Raw genomic sequence first — 21,182 nt, 5'->3', positions numbered from 1 at the left:
GGTGCCGACGGGCTGCGCGACGGTGGGGCCGGAGAGGCCGGGATGGCCGTGGGCGACGGGGTCGGCGGGTCCGACGTGGGCACGGCGGTGGGCCGCGAGGAGGGTGGCAGGCCGGACGAGGGCCACCACTGCCACGCGGCCGCGACCGCTGCGAGTCCAATCACGACGGTGGTGGCCGCGAGCACGGGCCCGAGCCGCGAGCGCGCCGGATGCTGAAGCGCCGCAACGACTTGGGCGGCTGTGGGGCGCTTGGCCGAATCGCGGTCGAGCATGCGGGCCACGAGCCGGGGCAGGCTCGGTGGGGCGCCCGGGATGCGCAGCGTGGGGGCCGGGCCGCGCTCGGTGGCGACGTCGTCCCAATCGCGGACCTTGAACGGTACCCGCATGGACAGCATTTCAAAGAGGACGACACCGAGCGCGTAGATGTCCGTGGCGGTCTGGGCCGGGGTGCCGTCAAGCCGTTCGGGCGCAACGTAAGCCGGGGTACCGAAGCTCGCGCCGGTGCTGTCCTCGTCGGGCTCGCCGACGCGCGCGGCGATGCCGAAGTCGAGCACGATGACGCGATCGCCGTTGATGATGATGTTGTCCGGCGTGATGTCGCGGTGGATCACCCCGCGGGCGTGCGCGTGCGCCAGCACCTGGGCCACGCGCAGTCCAATCCGGACGGCCTCGCGCCACGGGATCGGCCCGAGCGCGATCCGGTCGGCCAGCGGGTCCCCCTCGACCAGCTGCATGACGAGCACACCGAACCCGCCCGCCTGCACGAAGTCGTGCACGCCGGCCACATCGGGATGGTTGAGCCGTGCGGCCGCCCACGCCTCGCGCCGGACCAGGTCTCGCATGCGGTCGTCGCTCGACAGCGAGAGGTCGAGCACCTTGATGGCCACCAGCCGGTCGAGGGTCTCGTCCTGCGCACGCCAGATCACGGCCATGCCACCGGAGCCGATCCGGTCGATCAGCCGGTATCTGCCGGCGATCAGGTCACCTGGGCGTAACCCGTCATCTGCCATCCGAGAACCTTAGCGGGCAGACGTTAACGGGCAATCGTTTCGGCGGCAAGGATTCGGCAAAGGAGCGGGCCGGCCCGTGGAGGCCGGCCCGCGTCTGAGTAGCACTCAGGGGCTGGAGCAGGTGAGCGTTGGTGCGTTGTTGGTTCCGCTCCAGCTTCCGAGGAACCCGAAGCTGGCGCTGCCGTTGGCCCCGACGTTTCCGTTATGGCCCACATTGCGGAACGTCGACGTGCTGCCGCTGGCGCTGTGCGTGGCCTCCCATACCTGGGTGACCGACTGGCCGTTGGCCCACGTCGCTCTGACCGTCCAGCCGTTGAGCGGGCTGGAGCCGTTGTTGCGCACGGTCACCGCGCCCTGGAACCCGTTGCCCCACTCACTGTTCTTGGTGTAAGTGGCCGTACAGTTTCCGGGGTTGGAGCTGGGCGAGCTCGACGGCGAGATGCTCGGTCCGGGTGAAGGCGACTGGGTCTGGCCGGGGCCGATGCCCGTGACCTCGCCGTTGCCGCCGTCGAAGATGACGTCTGAGCAGCTGAAGAAGTTCTCCTGGCTGTCGGAGCGCACCCACCGGATGTAGATGATCGCCCGGCCGCTGCGACCGGACGGGAGCTGGGCGTTCCAGTAGTAGTAGTTCAGCGCGCCCGGCCCGCCGTTGGCCGGTGGATTGGTGACGCTGGCAAACTCCTGCAGGTCACTCCAGTTCAGGGGCGAACTGGGGTTCCAGCCCTGGCGAGTGATCGCCAGGTAGAACGTGCCCGGGTGATGCGCCCAGTTGCTGTGCCGGAACTGGATGTTGGCACCCGAGGTGAGGTGGGTCAGCGGCCAGTCGGTGCGCGTCGCGTTGTAGGGCCGGAAATCGTACGGCCCGCCGGTACCGCCGCTGCACAGCTGCCCGTCGGGGATGAAGCCCGTGGTGCGGCCGCCCGCGTCGGAGCGCAGGACCGCGAACCAGTTGTACAGCGGAGTGGTGCCACTCTGGTTGATGGCTGCGGCACACGCGGGGTTGTACGCGATGATCGCACCGTTGTCCCGCAGGCCGTCCTGGTAACACAGCCACGTGCGGCTGCCGGGGAACATGGTGGCGCCGTGTGCCTGCGCCGAAGGGGTCTGAACGACAACGAAGCCCACGCTCGCGGCGAATACCGCTGCGGCCAGGCTTGCCAATAGCTGGCGTCTGCGTTTCACCCTCTGTCCTTCCTAGTTACGGATGGGCCGACAGCGCGCACGGAACAGTCCGGCATGTCGGCCTTCAGGGGTTGACACGCGTGCCAAACGAGGTGCTTTTACCCTTGGCTCCCGTTGTCTGGCAAGCCAGACATCGACAGTGTGTCATGAGAACGCTCCCATGACAACGCTGCCGCAATCACCGTTAACCGGCCGCCTGCCGGTACCGCAGCAGCAGTTCGCTTGGCCTGCCCCGATCCTTGAAGCCGGCCAGCGCCCTGCCCTCGAGGTCGTCTGGAATTATCGCTTGCACCCGGTCGCGGTAGCCCAGGCCGGAGGCCGCGATCTGCACGGCGGGCGGGTCACCGAGCGTGATGACGGCCGGCCCGGAGCTGCGGCTCGCGTAGTCCCACGGGGTGCCCTTCTGCACCAGCGCACACAGGAACTGGGCATAGATCACCTTGACATCCTCGATGCGTTTGGCCCCGGCCGGTTCGGTGCCGAACGACTCCGCCGTGCAGACCACCTTGGCCTGCCCACCTCCCGCATGCGCATGCTGCATGTCATACAGCTCCAGCTGGGCGGGTGTCAGCCGCTCCAGCTCCACCTGCGCCCGATTGGACAGTTGATCCTGGAAGGCGTTGCCCGACAGGTAGGCCGCCACGGTCGCGAGCACCGCGACCACGATCAGCTCCGGCAGCAGCCACCAGCCATGACGTCGAATAAAACCCACGAGCCACATGTTTGCATCCCACGATGGCACCACACAATCGTTGCGGGACAGGGCAATCGCGTGATGCAATCGTGCGGGGAGTCAGGCCGAGGGCGCGATTCCGCACGCCCGTCGGTCCATGGCCAACGTCACGCGATTCATGTGTTTGATTCACGCGACCTTGGGGTATTCCGCTGCGCCCGGGGCTCATGCCCCGTGTTTTGATCACGCCTGACCAGGGAATTCACCAGCCGTGCAGCGAAAGCTCAAACACATCGGGTTGTTCTACGCGGACCCCGATGATCTGTTGCACCGCTCGCGGCAATTCATCCGCGAGGGGCAGCAGCGCAATGAGCCCGTGTTGGTGGCACAGCCGCCGGCGCAGCTGCACCGGCTGGCACAATCCCTGGGCGACGCCGGCGACGGCGTCGCCCTCGTCGACATGAGTGTCGCCGGGCGCAACCCCGGGCGCATCCTGCCGTGGGTGCTGCACGACTTCGTGATGCGCCACCCCGGGCGCAGTGTGCGGGTCATCGGCGAACCGGTGTGGCCCGGGCGGTCGTCCACCGCGTACCCGGCGTGCGTGCAGTATGAGGCGCTGGTCAACGTGGTGCTGGGCAACCTGGACCTGACCGTGCTGTGCCCGTATGACGCGTCCCGGCTGCCGCCCGAGACGCTCGACGACGCGAGCCGGACCCACCCGCTGATCGCGTACGGCACCGGGCCGATCGAGCCGAGCGGTGAGTTCAACCACGCCCGGCTGGCCCGGCTGCTCAACCAGCCGCTGGAGCGTGCGCCCGCAGACGCGTTCAAGCAGGTGTTCGGCTGGACCGACCTGTCGTGGCTGCGGCAGATCGTCACGGCCGAGGCGCGGCGGGCCGGGCTGACCGCAGCGCAGGTGGCGGGGCTGCAGCTCGCGGTCACGGAGGCCGCGACCAACGCGGTCCGGCACGGCGGCGGCGCCGGGACGCTGCGCATGTGGCACGACGGCGGGCATCTCGTGCTGGATGTGAACTCCCCCAAGGCTTTTCCCGACCTGAGCGCGGGCCGGCTGCGCCCGGCACCGGATGCCCCCAGCGGTCGCGGGCTCGCCCTGATCAATCACGTCTGCGATCTGGTGCGCTGGAGTTACCAGCCGGGCCAGGGCACGAGCGTGCGGATGTGGATGCGGTCTAGCTGACCGCGCTTCGGAGATCGAGCTCGCGCAGAACCTCGTCCACTGCCTCGGGTTCCTTGGGGCGCAGGCGCAGCGCCGCGGCGCGGGCACGCGCGAGCATGTCGGCGTGGATCGCCTTGACGTGGTGGCGCTCGGGATAGCGCTGGGCTAGCTCGTCCTCCTCGCCGGACTCGAGCAGCGTCGCCCGCCAGCGGATGGTCAGCCAGTCCGCCTGCGCGTCGGTGATCTCGCCACGCCTGCGCAGTTCATCGAGGTGACCGGTGGCGGCCACGTTGATGGCCGCGATGACCTCACGCCGGGCGGCCCGGCGGCGGTCGGCACCCGTGTTCAGGCCCAGCGCGCTCACCAGGGCGGGCAGGGTCACACCCGGTACCAGAAGAGTTAAAAGAGCGACCACGACGGCGACGAAGATGATCTGGTCTCGGGCGGGAAACATGGCTGGCAGCGCCAGCGCGGTCGCGACGGTGACGACGGCTCGCATCCCGGCCCAAGCGACCAGGAGCGTCTCGCGCCAGTTACCCGGGATGTCGGCCTCTTCGGAGTGGCGGTGCCGGAACCTGACGATGCCGCCGACGACAAACATCCAAAAGAATCTTGCCAGTACCAGGACGAGACAGATGATCAACGAGAACGTGACGTAGGACCAGGCCTGCCCGCCCAGCCGGTCGGTCACGGTCACGAACTCCAGCCCGACCAGGCCGAACGTGAACCCGGTCACGAGCACCTCGACCACCTCCCAGAACGACCGGCCGTAGAGGCGCTCCTCCACGTCGTCCGGGTCGCGACGGCTGTGCCCGATCCAGAAGCCCGCGACGAGGACAGCGAGCACGCCGGAGGCTTTCGCCAGGTCGGCGGCAAGATAGGCGGAGTATGGGATGAGCAGGCTAAGGCCGGCCCGCAGCTCCGCACCGCCCAGCCGGTTGGACAGGCGGTCGAAGACAAACGCGTTGGCCAGTCCGATCACGACACCCGCGACGGCGGCGTAGACGAAGTTGCCCGCCGCGTGCCACCAGGTGAACGAGCCGGTGAGCACGCCGACGACCGCGACCTGGTAAATCGTGAGCGCTGTGACGTCGTTGAACAACCCTTCGCCCTCAAGGATCGTGACGATGCGGCGTGACACGCCCAGCCGTTTGGCGACGTTGGAAATCGCGGCCGGATCGGGCGGGGCACAGATCGCGCCCAGCACGACGGCCGCGCCGAGGGGCAGCGCCGGATGGATCCGGCTGGCCACGAACGCCACCGCGGCCGTGGTGGCGAAGACCAGCGCGACGGCGAGGGTCAAAATCGGGCTCCACCCCTTGAGGAAGCGTTGCCATGAGCTCTTCCACGCGGCGGTGAACAGTAGTGGTGGCAGGACCAGGGGCAGGATCAGGCCGGGTGGGAAGGCGATGTTGTCGCCGCCCGGGAGCAGCGCGACCAGCACACCGAACAGGGCCGCCACGACGGGCGCGGGCAGGCGCAGTCGCTCCCCGATGGGCACGGCGAGCAGACCCAGCACCACCAAGAGCAACATGAGCCCCATTCGGTTCATTCTGCTGGCAATGCACTAGGCAATCCGGGTTTTGCGTGGCAATCTTGTCGAGGTCGGTGCGTGGACAGTGTCCCCGGGCCTCATCAACAACAGCCGTTAGGGAATACCGGTGCTCCGCGAGGAGCAACGCAGGAGCCCTATCGCGCCACTCGCCGCGAGGCGACCGCACGCGCCGACCAATAACCGCCCCTGCTTGCCGCCTTGGGCGGCTTCGCTGGGGCGGCCAGCTTCAATACCAACCGCGGGGCCGAGCCCCGGGAAACCCCACGCCACAAACCCAGGCCAACAACCACCCCTGCTCACCGCCCTAGGCGGCTTCACTGGGGCAGCCCCGGGGCCGAGCCCGCGCACCGTGGTGGCGTGCGCGCTGTCTGATTTGTTCACCCCGCTTGATCTAAGGCGGGGTTGCCGCCAGGATGTCCTGGTGTCAAGCGACAACCCCTCTGCTGCTGTTGCTGCCTCAGGACAGACGCCCTATACCGCGCCCGACGGCGCGCCCATACGCATCGGCCGCGACCCGCGAAACACCGTGGTGCTGGTCGACCTCCAGGTTTCCCGCTTCCACGCCGAGGTGCGCCAAACCGGCGACACCTATCAGGTCGTGGACCAGGGCAGCCGCAACGGCACCTACCTCAACGGACGGCTGGTGCAGAAGCCGACCGTCATCCACGCGGGCGACGTCATCTCGATCGGGCGACACGAGCTGCTGTTCGACGGGCACCGGCTGCACGACCATGTCGACACCGGACCCGCGTCGCTGATCGCCGACGACCTCACCGTGCGCATCGGCGACAAGGTGCTGCTCGATGACGTGAGCTTCGCGCTGTCCGAGGGCAGCCTGCTGGCTGTGATCGGCCCCAGCGGGTGTGGCAAGTCGACGCTGGTGAAGGCGCTGACCGGGCTGCGCCCGGCGACGCAGGGGCGGATCTGGTATGGCGGGCGCGACCTGTACACCGACTACGCCCAGCTGCGCTACCGGCTCGGCATGGTCCCGCAGGACGACGTGCTGCACAAGCAGTTGAAGGTGCGCACGGCTCTGCGTTACGCGGCCGCGCTGCGCTTCGCCGACGACGTGCCGCGCAAGGTGCGGTGGGCCAAGGTTAACGAGGTCATGCAGACCATGCGCCTGACCGAGCGGGCCAAGCAGCGCATCGACACGCTGTCGGGCGGGCAGCGCAAGCGCGCTTCGGTCGCGATGGAGCTGCTGACCGAGCCATCGCTGTTCTGCCTCGACGAGCCGACGTCCGGTTTGGACCCCGCGCTCGACAAGGAGGTCATGCAGGAGCTGCGGGAGCTGGCCGACAAGGGCAAGACCGTGATCGTGGTGACGCACAGCGTGCTGCACCTGAATTATTGTGATCGCATACTGGTCATGTGCGTCGGCGGCACGATGGGCTATTTCGGTCCGCCCGACCAGCTGCTCAACTTCTTCGACGCGGAAGACTACGCGGACGTCTTCCAGAAGATCAGTGATGACCCGGAGCGGTGGACGCGGGCATTCCGCAATTCGCCGTTGTACGCGCGTTATGTGAGCGCCGTCAATCCAACCGAGCGCAACGCGCCGCGGCCCGCGCTGGCGATGGCGCAGGCGGCACCCGCGTCAGAGGAGGCGACTGCGGCACAGTCCTCGTCGGTGAGTGTGCCGGCACAACGCAGTGGTCAGCTTGACGACGAGCCGACGCTGCACGCGATCGTCACGAGCGAGCCGCCGCTGCCTGACAAGATTGACATCGAGCCGACGATGGCGCGGACGCGGCCCAACACGCCCGCCGCCAAACCCGGCACAGCAAACATGGACAAGCAGGGGTGGCGGTTGTTCGCCCGGAACCCGAGCGCGCCGTTGCGGCAATACGGCACGCTTTGCCTGCGGATGCTCAACGTCATCTTCGCCGATCGCGGGTTCAGCTTGTTCCTGTTGGCCATGCCGCTGGTGCTTGCGGTGTTGTCTTACACGGCGCCCGGCAAGGAAGGTTTGGCCTTCGGCAATACGGCACAGGGCATCCAGGCGATGCAGCTGCTGGTGGTGCTGGTGACGGGTGCAGCCTTCCTGGGCACGGCGGCGTCCATTCGCGAGATTGTCAACGAGGCACCGATCTACCGGCGGGAGCGGGCGGTCGGGTTGTCGGCGGCCGCGTACTTGAGCTCGAAGCTCACCGTGCTGTTCATCATCAACGCGGCGCAGGTGGCTCTATTCGTCTACCTGGCAATGTTTGAGGGCCCGCCGACGCGGTCGCTCGTTGTGCCCAGCCAGACGGTGGAAATCATCATCGCGATGGTGGGCATCTCGCTGGCGTCCACTGTGCTCGGTCTGTTCTTCAGCTCGCTGGCCAAGACCACCGAGCAGACCACGCCCATCATGGTGGTCGTGGTGATGGGCCAGCTGGTCTTCTCCGGCGGGTTGTTCGTGTTGACGGGCAACAAGGTTATGGAGATCATCTCGTGGATCTTCCCCACGCGGTGGGGCCTTGCGGCGGGCGCCGAAACCACGAACCTGTTTGACATGCTGCCCAAGGGTTTCCACGATCCGCTGTGGCGGCACGACGCCGGTCTGTGGTGGCGGTCGATGATTTTCCTGGTACTCCAGATGATCGTGCTGGTCGCGCTGACCCGGCTGGCCCTGCGGCGGCACGAGCCCGGACGGTCGTAGCGTCGTGCCACTGCGCCCGGCCCGCGTGGGCCGGGCGCTTTTGTCATTGGAAAGTCCTTGCGCCACAAGCAACCCACCTTGCTCGACTAGGTTGCCAATATCGGGCGCTTGTGCGAGACTCTTGTCCGTGAAAGCAACAGGAAGAGGTGTCGTGGACCCACCACCAGGACCGCCGGGGGACGAGTTCGGGCGCGAGATGACCCGCGTCGCCTTCGACATCGTCCTGCTCATCGCCCATACGCAGCAGGAGCACGGCAAGTCGATCGCGTGGCTGCGCAAGACACTGGCTCGCGTCGACACGACGGTCCGTCAGCACGGCAAAACACTGTCCCGCGTCGAGGACACCGTCACAAGACACGATGGCGCGCTCGATCGCTTGGAAACGATCGTCACCCGGCACACGGAAACGCTCGCATTCCTCGAGGGCTCCAGCAAACGGCACGACGAGGTACTCGCCCATCACAGCGAAATCCTCGCCCACCACACCGAGAAGCTCGATCGGGTCGAAGGCGCGGTCGCCCAGCACACCGAGAAGCTCGATCGGCTCGAAGGCGCGGTCGCCCAGCACACCGAGAAGCTCGATCGGCTCGAAGGCGCGGTCGCCCAGCACACCGCGACGCTCACCGAGCACACCGCGACGCTCGCCCAGCACGGTGAAATGCTGACGCGACAAGGCGAGGCGGTGGGTCGGCTCGAAACAAGGTCCATCGAGCAAGGCGAGACGCTTGCACAACACGGCGTTTTGCTGACCCGCATCCTGTCCACATTGGAGGCGCGACTGAACTGAGACCAACCTTCACAGTGTGGCGAATGGCGCCCGGGCTCATAGCAGCCGGGCGCCATCCTTTTGCGGGCAAAGAAACCGAATGTTCGACTCAGTTGCCAACGTTAGGCGTATGCGAAACCCGACCCCGTGAAACTTCGGATGGCGATGCCATGGCGCAGGAGATGACGGCCCATGCCGACGAGTTCCTCAAGCCCGTCGTCGAGATGCAGGGACCCCACACCACCACACTGGCCACATTGGACAATCAGCTCAAGGATGTGAAGAACATCGCCGCTGGCAACGGCAGATGGGTCACCCGAGTCGGCGCAAGGCTCGAGCCCGTTGACGGTCGCTCGTGGCGCTAGGCGCGTGTACGGGCGAGGCTATGCACGCCGGGCGCGTGTACGGACGAAGCCATACGCGCCGGACGCGTGTGCGGGCGAGGCCATGCACGCTGGGCGCGTGTACGGACGAAGCCATACGCTCCGGACGCATGGGACGCGAAGCCGGGGGAGGTTATGTGCGCGGGGCGCGCAGGCGGGCGAGGGCGAGGTAGACCTCGCAGCCGAGGCAGAAACCGAAGGCGGCGTTGAGGAATGCGGCCGCGAGGGCGAAGGCTGCCGCGACGATGCCCAGGGTGGTGACGCCGGACAGGTAGCCGATGGCGGCGACGGTGGCGAAGGCGAAGCCGACCAGCTGGGCGAAGCGCACCGGGGCGACCGGCTCCAGCTCGGTGGGCGGCGACAGGCGGGGCGCGACCAGCGGGCGATAGATGAGCGCGTAAGGACCGTAGCGGGGCCACAGCGCGGTCACTCCAAACACGACGGCCTGGGCCAGCACGAGCCAGCCGGAACCGAACGCCAGCACGAGCACCAACACCACCGTGGTGATGGCGGCGGCGAACCGGGGGCCTCGGGGATCAAGCATGGGACGACTCCTCAAACGGACGGGGCCGAGGCGGAGCGGCCGAGGGCACTGAGCGCTGCACGCAGCTGGGCGAGGGTCGGCGCCCCCTCCGCGCGGCGGATGACCTCGCCGGTGGGCGAGACGATGAGCACGGTGGGCGTGCGGCGGATGCCGAGCTCACGAACCTGCGCGAGGTGGCTCTCGGCGTCGACCTCGACGTGGGTCACGCCCGGTGTGGTGCGGGCCACCTCGGCGCACACGACCCGGGTGGTCCGGCACGGCGCGCAGAAGGCCGACGAGAACTGCACCAGTGTGACCTGCCCCGGCCGCACGCCAAGCTGCTCCAGAGCGGGCGAGGACATCGACACCGCGCGCACCCTTCCGTCTCGTGCCCGGCGCAGCACGCCGAAGGCCGCCGCCGCGAGGATAACCGCCACGGCGACGATGAGCCCTGCCGTCTGCATGCCCTCCAGCGTGGCACGAAGTTATGCATTCCCCTACTAGACCTTCGCCACATCTTCCTCCCCGACGACGAGTTCCCGCGCGGCGCCGTCGAGTGCCGTGCGGAACTCGTCGTCGCCGAAACCCTGCCAGTCGGCCAGTTCGCGGGCGAGCCAGTCCCGCCAAGCGGCCGAGATGCGGTCGAATTCGGCGAGCCCGCGCGAGGTCATGTCCAGCCGGCCGTCCCGATAAGTGAGATAGTCGGCTGCGACGCACTGTGCGAACGCGGGCCGCAGCACGTCAGCGGGGACTCGATAACGCTGGGCTATCGAGGAAAGGCGCGCCTCACCCCGGTACTCGGAAAATAAAGCAACGCGGGAAAGACACCAGGCGTCGGCAGGGTCGATCGGCAATCCGGCCTCTCGCAGCACCTTTGGTGCCATGGCCAGGCCCTTGCGCCGCCACACGCTGGAGATGGCCCGTTCCAGCAGGTCGGCGCGGTTGTCGCCCTCGGGGACGGAGAAGCCCTCGCCGAGGTCGGCCGCTGCCGCACGGGCCGTGTCGCGCAGCGGAACCTGTTTGAGCAGCAACGCGACGAGCATCGCCAGCAGCCCGACCGGGATAGCGGCGACGAAGACGGTTTGCAACGCGTCCGCATATGCGGACACGACCTGCTCGCGCGTTGGCGATGGCAACGCGTGCATGGCGGCCGGACCCTGCGCGCCCAGCGCCGCAGCCGACGGCGCGAGGTTATTGGAGTAAACCGTGCCGAACAACGCGACGCCAAACGAGCTGCCAAGCGTGCGTAAGAATGTGACTCCCGACGTCGCCACGCCCAAATCCCGATAGGGCACCGTGTTTTGCACGACGATCGTGAGCACCTGCATGCTCAGGCCCAGCCCGAGGCCGAGGACAAACAAGTAGAGCGACGAGACGAGCAACGACGTGCCGGCGTCCATCCGCGACAGGAGAAACATCCCGATCGCGCTGACCGCCCCGCCCACTATGGGAAATATCTTGTACCGGCCGGTGTGCCCGACGATCGTCCCGCTCGTCATCGACGTGATGATCAACCCGATCACCATCGGCAGTATGCGCAGTCCCGACTCGGTCGCGGACACACCCTCCACGTATTGCATGAACGTCGGCAGGAAGGTCAAGGCGCCGAACATCGCGAACCCGACGATGAACGACAGCACCCCACACACCGTGAACACCTGATTGCGGAACAACCGCATGGGCAGCATGGGCTCGCGCGCCCGTCGCTCGGCGAGCACGAAAAGGCCAAGCAGCGCAACGCCCGCCGCCCCGAGCCCGAGGATGACCGGGCTGCCCCACGGGTGCTCGACCCCGCCCCAGCTCGTCATCAGGATCAGGCAGGTGGACGCGGCCGCGATGACCCCGATGCCCAGATAGTCGATCACCGGCCGTTCCACCGGCTTCAAGTACGGCATGGCCCACACGACGAAAATCATGAGCGCGATGCCGACCGGGATGTTCACGTAGAACGCCCACCGCCAGCTCAGGTGATCGGTGAACAGCCCGCCGAGCAGCGGCCCGATGACCGTCACCACGCCGAACACCGCGCCCAGCGCGCCCTGATATTTGCCGCGCTCCCGCAACGGGATGTAATCGGCGATCAGGGCCATCGACGTGACCATCATGCCGCCCGCGCCGATCCCCTGCACCCCGCGCCACGCGACCAGCCAGTGCATGGTGTCGGCCAGTCCACAGAAGACGGACGCCACCAGGAAGATCGCGATGCTGATCTGGAACAGCAGCTTGCGCCCGAACAGGTCGCCCAGCTTGCCCGCCAGCGCCGTGGCGATGGTCTCGGCCAGCAGGTACGCGGTCACGACCCACGAGATGTGGGAGGCCCCGCCCAGATCGGCGACGATCGTGGGCAACGCCGTGCCCACGATCGTCTGGTCGAGCGCGGCGAGCAGCATGCCGACCGCGACTGCGGCGAATACGGCCCGCTGCCTGACCTTCACAGGCCGATTTAACAGCAAATCACCAGCTAAAACCGGCCGTATAGGTAATCTGGGCGAGCACGGCCTGCCCCGTCACATTCGGGTGGAAGTAGTCCCACGTGGACAGATGCGAGAGCAAGAACGGGTAGTTGAACGCCGCGTTGTCGTCGAAGTCGCAGTTGGGCCCGTACGCGGCGCACGCCTGCGCCAGCTGCGCGTTGAAGTCGATGACCCGCTGGCGCACGCGGTTGCGCCGGTCCTCGTCGGCCTGGGCGGTCGAGGTCGGGTTGGCCAGCATGGACTGGCAGATGCTGAACGTGCTCCATGCGTTGCGTGCCGACGAGCTGTCCTTGCCGACGAACCACAGCCGCTTGATGTCCGGAATGGAGATCACGGCCAGTTTCGCGTTGGGCAGGCGGGTCTTGAGCGTGTTGAGCGCGGTGTCGATCTGCGCCCGGAACGTGGCCACGGACGTCATCGAGGCTTCGCTTCCGGTGCAGGCGTCGTTGGCCCCGATGAGCATGGTCACATAGCCGACGCCTCGCCCGGCGACGGTGTTGGCCTGCGCGGCCATGTCGGCGGCCTTGGCACCGGACACGGCGTCGTTGTAGTTGCGGCCACTGATCGCCGAGTTCTTGGCGAGGATGCGCCGGTAGTGGCTGTTGACGCTGAAGTAGCTGCCCGTGCTCCACGAGCGGCTGGGCCAGTCGGAGTACCATCCGCTGGCATTGAAAGCCTTGGTGATGGAATCACCCATCGAGGCCATCGAGCTGGGCGGTGGGCCCGGGTCCGCTGCCGCCGGGGTGGCCGAAAGCAGCGAGAGAACCAGGCCGGCGGCAAGCGCGAGGGACGTGGTGCGCGCGTACCTCATGTGTTACCTCCGGGGGATAGAGGTGTATCAACGTTACTGCAAGGTAACGTGATCGCGCCTCTGTCACAAGTCCATCTTGGACATCCATTCCTCCTGGGTAACGGAGCCGGGGGCGCTTCCGTTGCGCGCCAGTTCGTTGGCCATCCGGCGGGCGTGCTCGTTCCACGGGGCCGGCACGCCGTGCAACCGTCCAAGCAGGACGATCTCGCCATTGAGGTAGTCGGCCTCGATCGCACCGGTCCCCCGCGCCAGGCTCTGCCACGACGAGCCGCCCGGTCGCGGCTGCCCGACCGCGTCCCGCACGGTGATGATGTCGCCGCGCAGGTCGGACGTCTCGTCGTCGGGTGCGTAGGCGATCCCGGCCGCGTGCAGCACCGCTTCGCCCTCCTCGCGCAGTTTGCGCGACAGTTCGGGCGCCGACCCGCACACCGCATTGATCGCGTTGCCGAGGTTCATGAGCAGTTTCGTGTACTTGAGGCGCATGATGTCGGGCCGTGCCGACGCCTTGAAGCCCGCGTCACGGAACTCTTCAGCGACACGTTCTGAAAGACCGTCATTTCCATCTGGGTACCGGCCGAGGTCCAGCACTCCGTGCAGCGGCGCGCAGTGGACCGCGACCACACCCGGGGTCAGGTGGGTGGTCGGGAACATCACGCACACGCCGTAGACGTGCTCGAAGAACCTGAGCGCGGCTCGCTCGTTGGCCACCCCGTTCTGGACGCAGAACACGCTGACATGCGGGGGCAGCGCGCGCAGGGCGGCCTCGGTGTCCTGCGACTTCATCGCGAGCAGCACCACGTCGCCATCGCGCCAGTCGACCTCGTCGGGGCTGCCCACCGCCGGGATGTCCAGCCGGGTCTGCGCGTCGGGTGTCTGCAGCGTGAGTCCGTTGTGGCGCAAGGCTTTCAGGTGCTCGCCACGGGCGATCAGGACCACATCGCGCCCCGCCTGTGCGAGTAGCCCGCCCAGCGATCCACCGACCGCGCCCGCGCCGTACAGGATGAACCTCATGAGCGGGCACGCTACCGTGTGGGGCGTGCCAGACCCTCACGTCGGGGCCTTCGAGTGGCCCGAGGACGAAATCGTCGACGCGCCGGCTTCGGCCCCGGCGTTCCTCGCGCCGCCACCACCGCCCACGCCACAGGCCCGGCTCGTGCCTCCGGCGCCGCCGCCGCCGCTTCCGCCCCAGGCTGCGGCCGTGGCACCGCAGCACCTGCCACCGGTTCCCCAGCCCAAGCGGTCGGGCGCGATGCTGGTGGTCGTGATGGGTACCGTGGCGGCGGCCGCAGTTGCGGTGATCGCGGTCGCGGTGTTCGCGTCGGGCAGGGACGACCCGAAAGGGCCGGCCCAGATCGAGGGCACGCCGCTGGCGAGCCTGCCGCCGGCCGCCGCACCGTCCGGGCCGGTGACCGACATATCGCTGGCCGACAACGGCGACAACGTCGTGGTCACGTGGGCATACCCGAGCGGCGCCAACGGGCCGATCGTCGTGTCGGCCGCCGAGGCCGGGCAGCCCATGCGCGCCATGCAGTCCCTGCCCGCCGGGACGGAGACCTACACCCTGGTCAGCCTCAACCCGCAGCGCGACTACTGCGTGACCGTGAGCATCGCGTACTCGGCGGACAACCTGGTGATGGCCCCGCCGACGTGCACGCGGCGCAAATAGGTGCTGTCAGGCCTGGGCGGCGAGCAGCTGGGCCAGTTCGCTGGGCTTGGTGAACATCGGCCAGTGCCCCGAGTCGATGTCCACGAACTCGACATGCTTGGCCTTGGCCAACTCGGGGACATCACCGGCTTCGATCCACTCGCGGGCCTGCGCCGGTGTGAACTCGGGACACACCACCGCGACCGGGACGTCGAACCGTCGCTCGTCTGCCAACCGCACCACGCCATGGGCCACGCCCTGGGGGACGGGAATCGCAGCGGAGGCGAAGCTTCGCTTGGTCTCCTCGTCGAGGTCGGCCGAGTCTGCTCCCTCGAACGGGCCCCAGCCGGGGAACGCCATGACGCCATCCTTCAGCTCGAAAAAGTCGGCGTAGCGGGCCCCGCCGGCCGACGGGAAGCCGCCGATGAGCACGACCTTGGCCAACCGCTCGGGTCGCGCATCCGCGGCCAGCCACGCCAGGGTGGATGCGGCGGAATGTCCTACCACCATGGGTTTTTCGGACGACGAGTCCACGGCGGCGAGCACCGTGGCCAGCTGATCGTCGAGCGTCGCTGACGCGGATCCGGCACCCTGACCGGGGAGCGTGATCGGCACGGCGCGATGCCCGAGTTGTTCGAGCGCGGGCACGACGCGGTCCCATGCGGATCCGTCGAGCCACAGGCCGCCGATGAGCAGAATTTCCATGGTCATTTGCCTTTCTCCAGTGCGTCCAGATCGCGTTCGGCGTAGAGCCGGTGTTCCCATTCCTCGTTGAGCACGATGCGCAGGCATTCGTTGAGCGCAAAGCGTTCGAACCGCGGCCAGCCCGGCTCCGTGCGCGTCACCTCGGAGGCGAGTTGCTCGTCGGTGAGCTCGGCGATGACCTCGCGCACCGTCGCCTGGCGTGCGCGGCGGATCGTGAGCACCTCGTCGAGCGACGGCTGCGCCTCGCGGTCCCACGGGATGCCGTCCCAGCCGGGTGCTTCGTCCCACGGCAGATCCAACGGATGCCACGGTGACGCGTTGCCCAGGATCATCCGCTCCACCCACGCGGCAGTGGCGAAGTTCAGATGCCGCAACGTTTGGATGAACGACCACTCGTCGTCGACAGTGCGGTGAAGCGACGCTTCGGGAAACATCCTGGCCCGTGCGACCGTGCCCGCCCACAGGCGGTCCAGAGTCGCCCACGCCTCACGGAACCCGCCGGGATCGTCGGGGCGCATCTTGGCCCGCTCGGGCATGCGACGGTTGAGTTCGGCCTCGACGAGCGGCCCGATGTCCACGCCGTTGACGGTCACGTTTTCGATCTCGCCGTAGATGTCGACGTTGAGCAGCTCGACGCCGCGCATGCGGACGCCGTGCAGCGCGACGCCGCGCAGTTGCGCCCCGCTCAGGTCGACGCTGCGCATGCTGACGTTATTGAGGCGCACGCGCTCGAACTCCGCCCCGGTGAGATCCTGATCGTGGAACGTGGTCACGAACACACGTTAGAACCAGATCCGGACGATCGACTGCCGGTTTGGTCAGGTCGTGCGCCGGCGCGCGTCCACCTCAATCTCGATCTTCATGCGAGGGTCCGCCAAGCCGCACACCAGCATCGTGGCGGCCGGGCGGACCTCACCGAAGTAGCGGCGCAGGACCGGCCAGCAGGGCTCGAAGTCTTCGCGATCGGGCAGCAGATAGCGGACGCGCACCACGTCGGCGAAGGCGCATCCCGCCTCGGCCAGCGCGGCCCCGATGTTGCGCAGGCACTGCTCGGCCTGCTCCACCACGTCGTCGGAGATCGTCATGGTGGAGTAGTCGAAGCCGGTCGTCCCGGACACGTACACCCGGTCGCCATCGACCACGGCACGGGCATAGCCGATCTGCTCCTCAAACGTCGAGCCGCTGAGGATCGCGCGTCGCTCTGTCATGCGCGAACGCTAAGCGACCACTCCGCGAACCGTCCAATGACATTGGGCACGCGGAACTGGCGTGGGTTTGGCACACAACCCGACGGCAACTTAGCCAGAAGGCAAACGGGTCTGCGGTTCCGCGAGGGCCACTTGGTTCTGGCAAGGCGCACGCCGGGGCCGTGTGCGCCTTTGTACACGACCCGGCGGGCAACGCAGCCAAAGGCAAATGGGTCCGCGGGCTAGCCGGACTTGCGGTTCCAGAGTCTCTGACCGTGGCCCTGTGGTCCCTTGGGCACGTTGGACTTCTGCTTGCCGTTGAAGTGGGTCTGCTGAGCCGACTTCTTGCCCTTGGCCCGCCGCTCGGCGCGGTTCATCGGGACGGACTCGGCGGGCTCTTCCTGCCCGGAAGCGTCTGGAGTGCGATCTTCACTCATGGTGTCTCCAAGGATGAAAACGATTGGATTCAAGACGGGCGAGCGAAAGAAGACTCTCAGATCATGGCGCCGAGCCTATCAGGGTGCCGCGGCGGCGAGGAACCGAGTTACCTCGTCGTTGGTGGTCGGGGCGAAATCCCGGTACCACTGCCCGACCGCGCTGAATCCAGCCGGCGTGAGGACTGCGATCACCTCGTCGGCCGCGTCCGCCAGTTCGCCGACGGCCTCCGGCGGGGCCACCGGCACGGCGAGAATCACGCGAGCGGCCCCACGCAGCCGGGCCACCTGGCACGCGACCGCCGCCGTGGCACCCGTGGCGATCCCGTCGTCGACGATCACGACCGTGCGCCCGTGCAGCGGCACGGCCGGGCGGCCGGCGCGCCACGCGTCCACCCGCCGCCGCAACTCCTCACGCTCCGCGTGCTCCACGGCCGCCACCCGATCGGGGTCGGCCAGCGACATGATGCCCTCGTTGCTGACCCGCACGTTGTCCTCGCCGATCGCGCCCATCGCGAGCTCGGGCTGGCCGGGGAACCCGAGCTTGCGCACGACGATCACGTCCAGCGGGGCTCCCAGGGCCCGTGCCACCCGGGCCGCCACGGCCACGCCGCCGCGCGGCAGGCCGAGCACCACCGGGGACTCGCCGGCCAGGTGCCTCACCCGTTCGGCCAGCCGCTCACCGGCCTCGGTGCGATCACGGAAGGGCCTCACCCCGTACCCCCCGGAAATAAAGAAAATCGGTGATCTGCCGGCCTTCGGCCAGACCGCGCTGCTCGAATTTGGTCAGCGGCCGGTGCTCGGGCCGCTCGATGATGCCGCCGCTGAGCTCCGGGTCGGCGCTGAGGACCTGGAGCATCTGCTCGGCGTAGTGCGGCCAGTCGGTGGCGCAGTGCAGCGCGCCGCCCGGGCGCAGGCGGCTGCGCAGCAACGCGACATTGCCCGGCTGGAAAAGGCGCCGCTTGTGGTGCCGCGCCTTGGGCCACGGATCGGGGAAGAAGACGTGGATCGCGTCCAGCGAACCGGGAGCAAGCATGTGCCGCAACAACTCCAACGCGTCACCCTGCGCCACGCGCACGTTCTTGAGGCCCTCCTCCTCGACGGTCGCGAGCAGGTTGCCCAGCCCCGGTGGGAACACCTCGACCGCGAGATAGTCGCGCTCGGGGTCGGCCGCGGCCATGGCCACGGTCGCGTCGCCCATGCCCGACCCGATCTCGAGCACGACCGGCGCGCGCCTGCCGAACAGCTCGGGCAGATCCAGCCGCGGACCGGGGATGTCCACGCCGTAGTGGGGCCACAACCGGGCCAGCGCGTCCTCGTGCCGCGCGCTGACCCGCCCGCGCCGCGGGTAGAAAGTCGTGATTTTCGTATGGTGCCCGGTCACACCCTGAAGGTTACCCAGCGGGGACGCTGGATGAGCTGGGCGATCCGATCCCGGGTGCGGTTTTCGTCGAGCGCCATGGCCCAGGTGCTGCCGAAAATCTGCTCGTACAGCGACAACTCCTGCGCTTTGTCCAGGAACAGCCCGCCGGTGGCAGTCTCGGCGTAGACGATGCTGGACCCGTCGGCTTCGGGAAAGTCGAGGATGGCGAACGTGCCCTCCATGCCCGCGTGGGCGCCAGCCTCGAACGGCAGCAGCCGCATGCGCACATTGCCCATCTCGGAGACGTCGATCAGGCGCCGCATCTGGGCACGCATCACCTCATCGCCGCCGACCGGCCGGCTCAGCACCGCCTCGTCGATCACCACGTCGAACCGCAGCGGCTTGCCCTCGCGGGTGAGCAATGCCTGCCTGGCCATGCGCACGCGCAGCCGCTCGCCGATGACGTCCTCCCCCACCGCCGGCATCGCCGCCCGGAACAGTGCCATCGCGTAGTCCCTGGTCTGGAACAGGCCCGGCACGCTCTGATGCTCGTAGGTGCGGATGCGGCTGGCCACGTGCTCGTTGCCGACATAGGCGCTCACGAGCACGTTGTTGTAGGGGTGCCACCAGTCGCGTTCGCGCTCGTGCCGGCGCGCCTCGCGCGCCATGTCCATGATGTCCCGCGCCACCTGCGGGTTGACCCCGTAGATGTGCAGAAGATCGCGGACGTCTCGCATCCCGACGGAGCTGTGCCCGTTTTCGATACGGGAAATCTTCGAGCCCGAGCAGTCCATCTGGTCGGCGACCTGCTCCAGGGTCAGATTCTGTTGTTCCCGCAGCTTGCGCAACGTCAAGCCGATCCGGCGTCTTCTGAGCAGCGGCATGTGCAGTGCTGCCACGGTCGCACCTCCGCGACGGCTTAATTTGTCCGCCGTATGAGTTTGCGCCGTGAATAGACCCATGTTCAACCCTTTCACGCGATCCGCTCCGCCCAAAAGCGGAGCGGCGTCATAACCGATGAGCCGATCCCTCTCACCCGAGAGGAGGAGGTTGCCATGTCCGAGCCGGAGATACACCACATTGGGCACCCGTCGCGCCATGACGAGACCTATTGCGGCATCCCCATGCCGCCGGAGCAGTCACAGGTGCGCACCCGGGGCCCGGTACGGATCTGCCCCGAGTGCGCGCGCCGGTTCAAAAACGAACGGCCAAAGCGCCGGAAAACTAGCCAGGATTAGCCTCCGAAGCCATGGCGAGCACGCCCAGAATCCAGACATCGCCCGTTGTCGTGGCGGTGATCTCGGGCTGCCCCGATCCGGTGGGCAGGTGCGAGTCGAACAGGCGTGCGTCGACGCCGAACGTGTTCCACCCGTCCGGTGTGCCGTCGGCGGTGCTGGAGGCGACGTTGTCCCCGCCCAGCGCGCGGTCGCCCAGCCTGAGCCGGTCGCCCGCTATCCCGCGGTCGCCCTCCCAGCCGACGAACGCCACCGAGGCCCGCGCGCCGGGCATGCCGTAGACCGGGGTCGCGACCGAGCCCGACTTCAGTGCGTGGAACCCGTCGATGACCGCCACGTGCCGGCGTGGGCCACCGTCGGCGACGACCACGAGCAGCGCCCATCCGCCGTACGAGCCCACGCCCGGCTCGAAACCGTGCTCGACCCCGACCCACCACGTGCCGCCCTTGGTTCCGCTGGTGAGCGCGGTGATATCGGCGAACGCCTGATAGGACGATGCGGCGCGGTCGACCCGGCTCGCGCGGACCGGGGTGTATTGATCGGTACCGGGCACGCGCACGAAGGCCGTCGGGCTCGCCGGCGCTTTGCCGGATCCCGACCAGTACAGCCCCGCCCACAGCACCCCGCCGCCCACCGGGACCTGAGCCCCGCTGACCGCCGCGCCGTGGGGCAGCCCGCCACCGCCGGGCGCCTCCGGGTCGCGGTAGTGGGTCATGTAGAAGTCGCCGTTGTCGTGTCCGAGGCCCAAGCAGCCCAGCAGCGGCAGGGCCGCGCAGGACATGAGCCGGTTGCCCCCGGTGGTCACGGTGGCCCGCGTGGTCGCGGCGAACGTGGCGGCGAGCCCGCCCTCCCGGATGTGGCCCAGCCTCGTGGAGCTGCGGGCCGTGGCGCGCGGCGCGTTCAGCCGCACGCCAAGTTCGCCATCGACCGCCGAGCCCGAAACCTCAACGGGAACATAGGCTCTCGTGCTCTCCCCCACCGAGATGGACCCGTGTGTGCAGGTCGTCCCGGAGCACCGCCACCCGTCGCCGGGATCACCGGCGCGCACGGTCACGCCAGGCGGCAGGGTGAGCGTCCCGGTCAGCGGCCCGGTGTCAACTCGCGCGGGTGGAACGCCTCGGGGTCCAAACGCGACGGTGTTGGTCACGCCCCGGTGCGCGACGGACATGACCAACGTGCCGGGCCGGCCGCGCACCAGCGCGCCCACCGGCTCCAGCACGGCCTCCAGGACCGCAACGGATTCGGGTGACCGGGTCGTCGGCGGCGGTGTGCCGGGCGGCTCCGGTGGCGGCGGACTGGGCGTGGGCGCCACCTGGGGCGGTGGCGGACTGGGTGCGGCCGCGGGTGGCGGTCCGCCGGGCGGTGGCACCGGTTGCGACGTGAGCATCAGGGCCAGCGCGGCCCCGGCGGCGACG

Annotated in this window: 22 protein-coding genes; 5 read left to right on the top strand and 17 right to left on the bottom strand. The window is 68.3% G+C overall.

Going from position 1 to position 21,182, the window contains the following annotated elements; translation table 11 throughout:
- From DM816_RS27660 to DM816_RS27650, 3 genes are all read right to left on the bottom strand, one after another.
- The coding region (locus DM816_RS27660; protein ID WP_162907907.1) for a serine/threonine-protein kinase at positions 1-1,010 on the bottom strand (1,010 nt) is incomplete at its 3' end.
- Positions 1,011-1,115: 105 nt separating this feature from the next.
- Positions 1,116-2,192, bottom strand: a complete 1,077-nt coding sequence (locus DM816_RS27655; RefSeq protein ID WP_246002290.1) for a lytic polysaccharide monooxygenase auxiliary activity family 9 protein — start codon at positions 2,190-2,192, stop codon at positions 1,116-1,118.
- 184 nt (positions 2,193-2,376) lie between these two features.
- The gene (locus tag DM816_RS27650) at positions 2,377-2,904 is read right to left on the bottom strand and encodes a hypothetical protein (protein WP_162907906.1); all 528 of its coding nucleotides are present in this window, start codon (positions 2,902-2,904) and stop codon (positions 2,377-2,379) included.
- Between the two features lie 232 nt (positions 2,905-3,136).
- On the opposite strand from DM816_RS27650, the gene DM816_RS27645 reads away from it, so the two are divergent.
- Entirely contained in the window at positions 3,137-4,063 is a 927-nt protein-coding gene (locus DM816_RS27645) for a sensor histidine kinase (protein WP_117213322.1), read from the top strand.
- On the opposite strand, the gene DM816_RS27640 is transcribed toward DM816_RS27645, so the two are convergent.
- The gene (locus DM816_RS27640; RefSeq protein WP_211588881.1) at positions 4,056-5,585 is read right to left on the bottom strand and encodes a cation:proton antiporter; all 1,530 of its coding nucleotides are present in this window, start codon (positions 5,583-5,585) and stop codon (positions 4,056-4,058) included. The genes DM816_RS27645 and DM816_RS27640 overlap by 8 nt on opposite strands.
- Positions 5,586-6,018: 433 nt before the next feature.
- Here DM816_RS27640 and DM816_RS27635 point away from each other — a divergent pair, with 433 nt between their 5' ends.
- The 3 genes from DM816_RS27635 to DM816_RS27625 all read left to right on the top strand — a co-directional run bounded on the left by DM816_RS27635 (position 6,019) and on the right by DM816_RS27625 (position 9,372).
- The gene (locus tag DM816_RS27635; RefSeq protein ID WP_162907904.1) at positions 6,019-8,241 is read left to right on the top strand and encodes an ATP-binding cassette domain-containing protein; all 2,223 of its coding nucleotides are present in this window, start codon (positions 6,019-6,021) and stop codon (positions 8,239-8,241) included.
- A gap of 151 nt (positions 8,242-8,392) precedes the next feature.
- A complete protein-coding gene (locus DM816_RS27630; RefSeq protein ID WP_162907903.1) occupies positions 8,393-9,028 on the top strand; it encodes a hypothetical protein in 636 nt (211 codons plus the stop codon).
- A gap of 149 nt (positions 9,029-9,177) precedes the next feature.
- Positions 9,178-9,372: a hypothetical protein gene (locus tag DM816_RS27625; RefSeq protein ID WP_117213318.1), complete on the top strand. Its 195-nt coding sequence runs from the start codon at positions 9,178-9,180 to the stop codon at positions 9,370-9,372.
- Positions 9,373-9,523: 151 nt separating this feature from the next.
- On the opposite strand, the gene DM816_RS27620 is transcribed toward DM816_RS27625, so the two are convergent.
- The 5 genes from DM816_RS27620 to DM816_RS27600 form a co-directional block, all read right to left on the bottom strand.
- Positions 9,524-9,934, bottom strand: a complete 411-nt coding sequence (locus DM816_RS27620; RefSeq protein WP_117213317.1) for a DUF4395 domain-containing protein — start codon at positions 9,932-9,934, stop codon at positions 9,524-9,526.
- An 11-nt stretch (positions 9,935-9,945) separates the two neighbouring features.
- Entirely contained in the window at positions 9,946-10,377 is a 432-nt protein-coding gene (locus tag DM816_RS27615; RefSeq protein ID WP_117213316.1) for a TlpA family protein disulfide reductase, read from the bottom strand.
- A 36-nt stretch (positions 10,378-10,413) separates the two neighbouring features.
- Positions 10,414-12,348 (bottom strand): MDR family MFS transporter, encoded by a 1,935-nt coding sequence (locus DM816_RS27610; protein ID WP_246002284.1) that lies wholly within the window; start codon positions 12,346-12,348, stop codon positions 10,414-10,416.
- A gap of 19 nt (positions 12,349-12,367) precedes the next feature.
- Positions 12,368-13,198: an SGNH/GDSL hydrolase family protein gene (locus DM816_RS27605; protein ID WP_117213315.1), complete on the bottom strand. Its 831-nt coding sequence runs from the start codon at positions 13,196-13,198 to the stop codon at positions 12,368-12,370.
- Between the two features lie 63 nt (positions 13,199-13,261).
- Positions 13,262-14,209 carry a ketopantoate reductase family protein gene (locus DM816_RS27600; protein ID WP_117213314.1) on the bottom strand — a complete coding sequence of 316 codons (948 nt, stop codon included), beginning with the start codon at positions 14,207-14,209 and terminating at the stop codon, positions 13,262-13,264.
- On the opposite strand from DM816_RS27600, the gene DM816_RS27595 reads away from it, so the two are divergent.
- Complete coding sequence (locus tag DM816_RS27595; RefSeq protein WP_117213313.1) at positions 14,208-14,864, top strand: fibronectin type III domain-containing protein; 657 nt, start codon at positions 14,208-14,210, stop codon at positions 14,862-14,864. The genes DM816_RS27600 and DM816_RS27595 overlap by 2 nt on opposite strands.
- A gap of 6 nt (positions 14,865-14,870) precedes the next feature.
- Here DM816_RS27595 and DM816_RS27590 read toward each other — a convergent pair whose 3' ends face one another.
- The 8 genes from DM816_RS27590 to DM816_RS43900 all read right to left on the bottom strand — a co-directional run.
- Positions 14,871-15,548 (bottom strand): alpha/beta fold hydrolase, encoded by a 678-nt coding sequence (locus DM816_RS27590; RefSeq protein WP_117213312.1) that lies wholly within the window; start codon positions 15,546-15,548, stop codon positions 14,871-14,873.
- 2 nt (positions 15,549-15,550) lie between these two features.
- The gene (locus DM816_RS27585; protein ID WP_117213324.1) at positions 15,551-16,321 is read right to left on the bottom strand and encodes a DinB family protein; all 771 of its coding nucleotides are present in this window, start codon (positions 16,319-16,321) and stop codon (positions 15,551-15,553) included.
- Between the two features lie 45 nt (positions 16,322-16,366).
- Complete coding sequence (locus tag DM816_RS27580; protein WP_117213311.1) at positions 16,367-16,756, bottom strand: RidA family protein; 390 nt, start codon at positions 16,754-16,756, stop codon at positions 16,367-16,369.
- Positions 16,757-16,977: 221 nt separating this feature from the next.
- Positions 16,978-17,172 (bottom strand): hypothetical protein, encoded by a 195-nt coding sequence (locus DM816_RS42960; protein ID WP_162907902.1) that lies wholly within the window; start codon positions 17,170-17,172, stop codon positions 16,978-16,980.
- 78 nt (positions 17,173-17,250) lie between these two features.
- Complete coding sequence (locus DM816_RS27575; RefSeq protein WP_117213310.1) at positions 17,251-17,883, bottom strand: phosphoribosyltransferase; 633 nt, start codon at positions 17,881-17,883, stop codon at positions 17,251-17,253.
- On the bottom strand, positions 17,867-18,553 hold the full coding sequence (gene trmB, locus DM816_RS27570; protein WP_117213309.1) for a tRNA (guanosine(46)-N7)-methyltransferase TrmB: 687 nt from the start codon (positions 18,551-18,553) through the stop codon (positions 17,867-17,869). The genes DM816_RS27575 and trmB overlap by 17 nt, the downstream gene beginning before the upstream one ends.
- On the bottom strand, positions 18,550-19,431 hold the full coding sequence (locus DM816_RS27565; RefSeq protein WP_246002282.1) for a helix-turn-helix domain-containing protein: 882 nt from the start codon (positions 19,429-19,431) through the stop codon (positions 18,550-18,552). Before DM816_RS27565 ends, trmB begins: the two co-directional genes overlap by 4 nt.
- Before the next feature lie 325 nt (positions 19,432-19,756).
- On the bottom strand, positions 19,757-21,182 hold a 1,426-nt coding region (locus DM816_RS43900; protein WP_211588879.1), incomplete at its 5' end, for a hypothetical protein.

Origin of the sequence: Allorhizocola rhizosphaerae, from assembly GCF_003426775.1 — a bacterium.
GTDB classification, from domain to species: domain Bacteria; phylum Actinomycetota; class Actinomycetes; order Mycobacteriales; family Micromonosporaceae; genus Allorhizocola; species Allorhizocola rhizosphaerae.
This window is presented reverse-complemented; position numbering and strand designations above follow the sequence as displayed.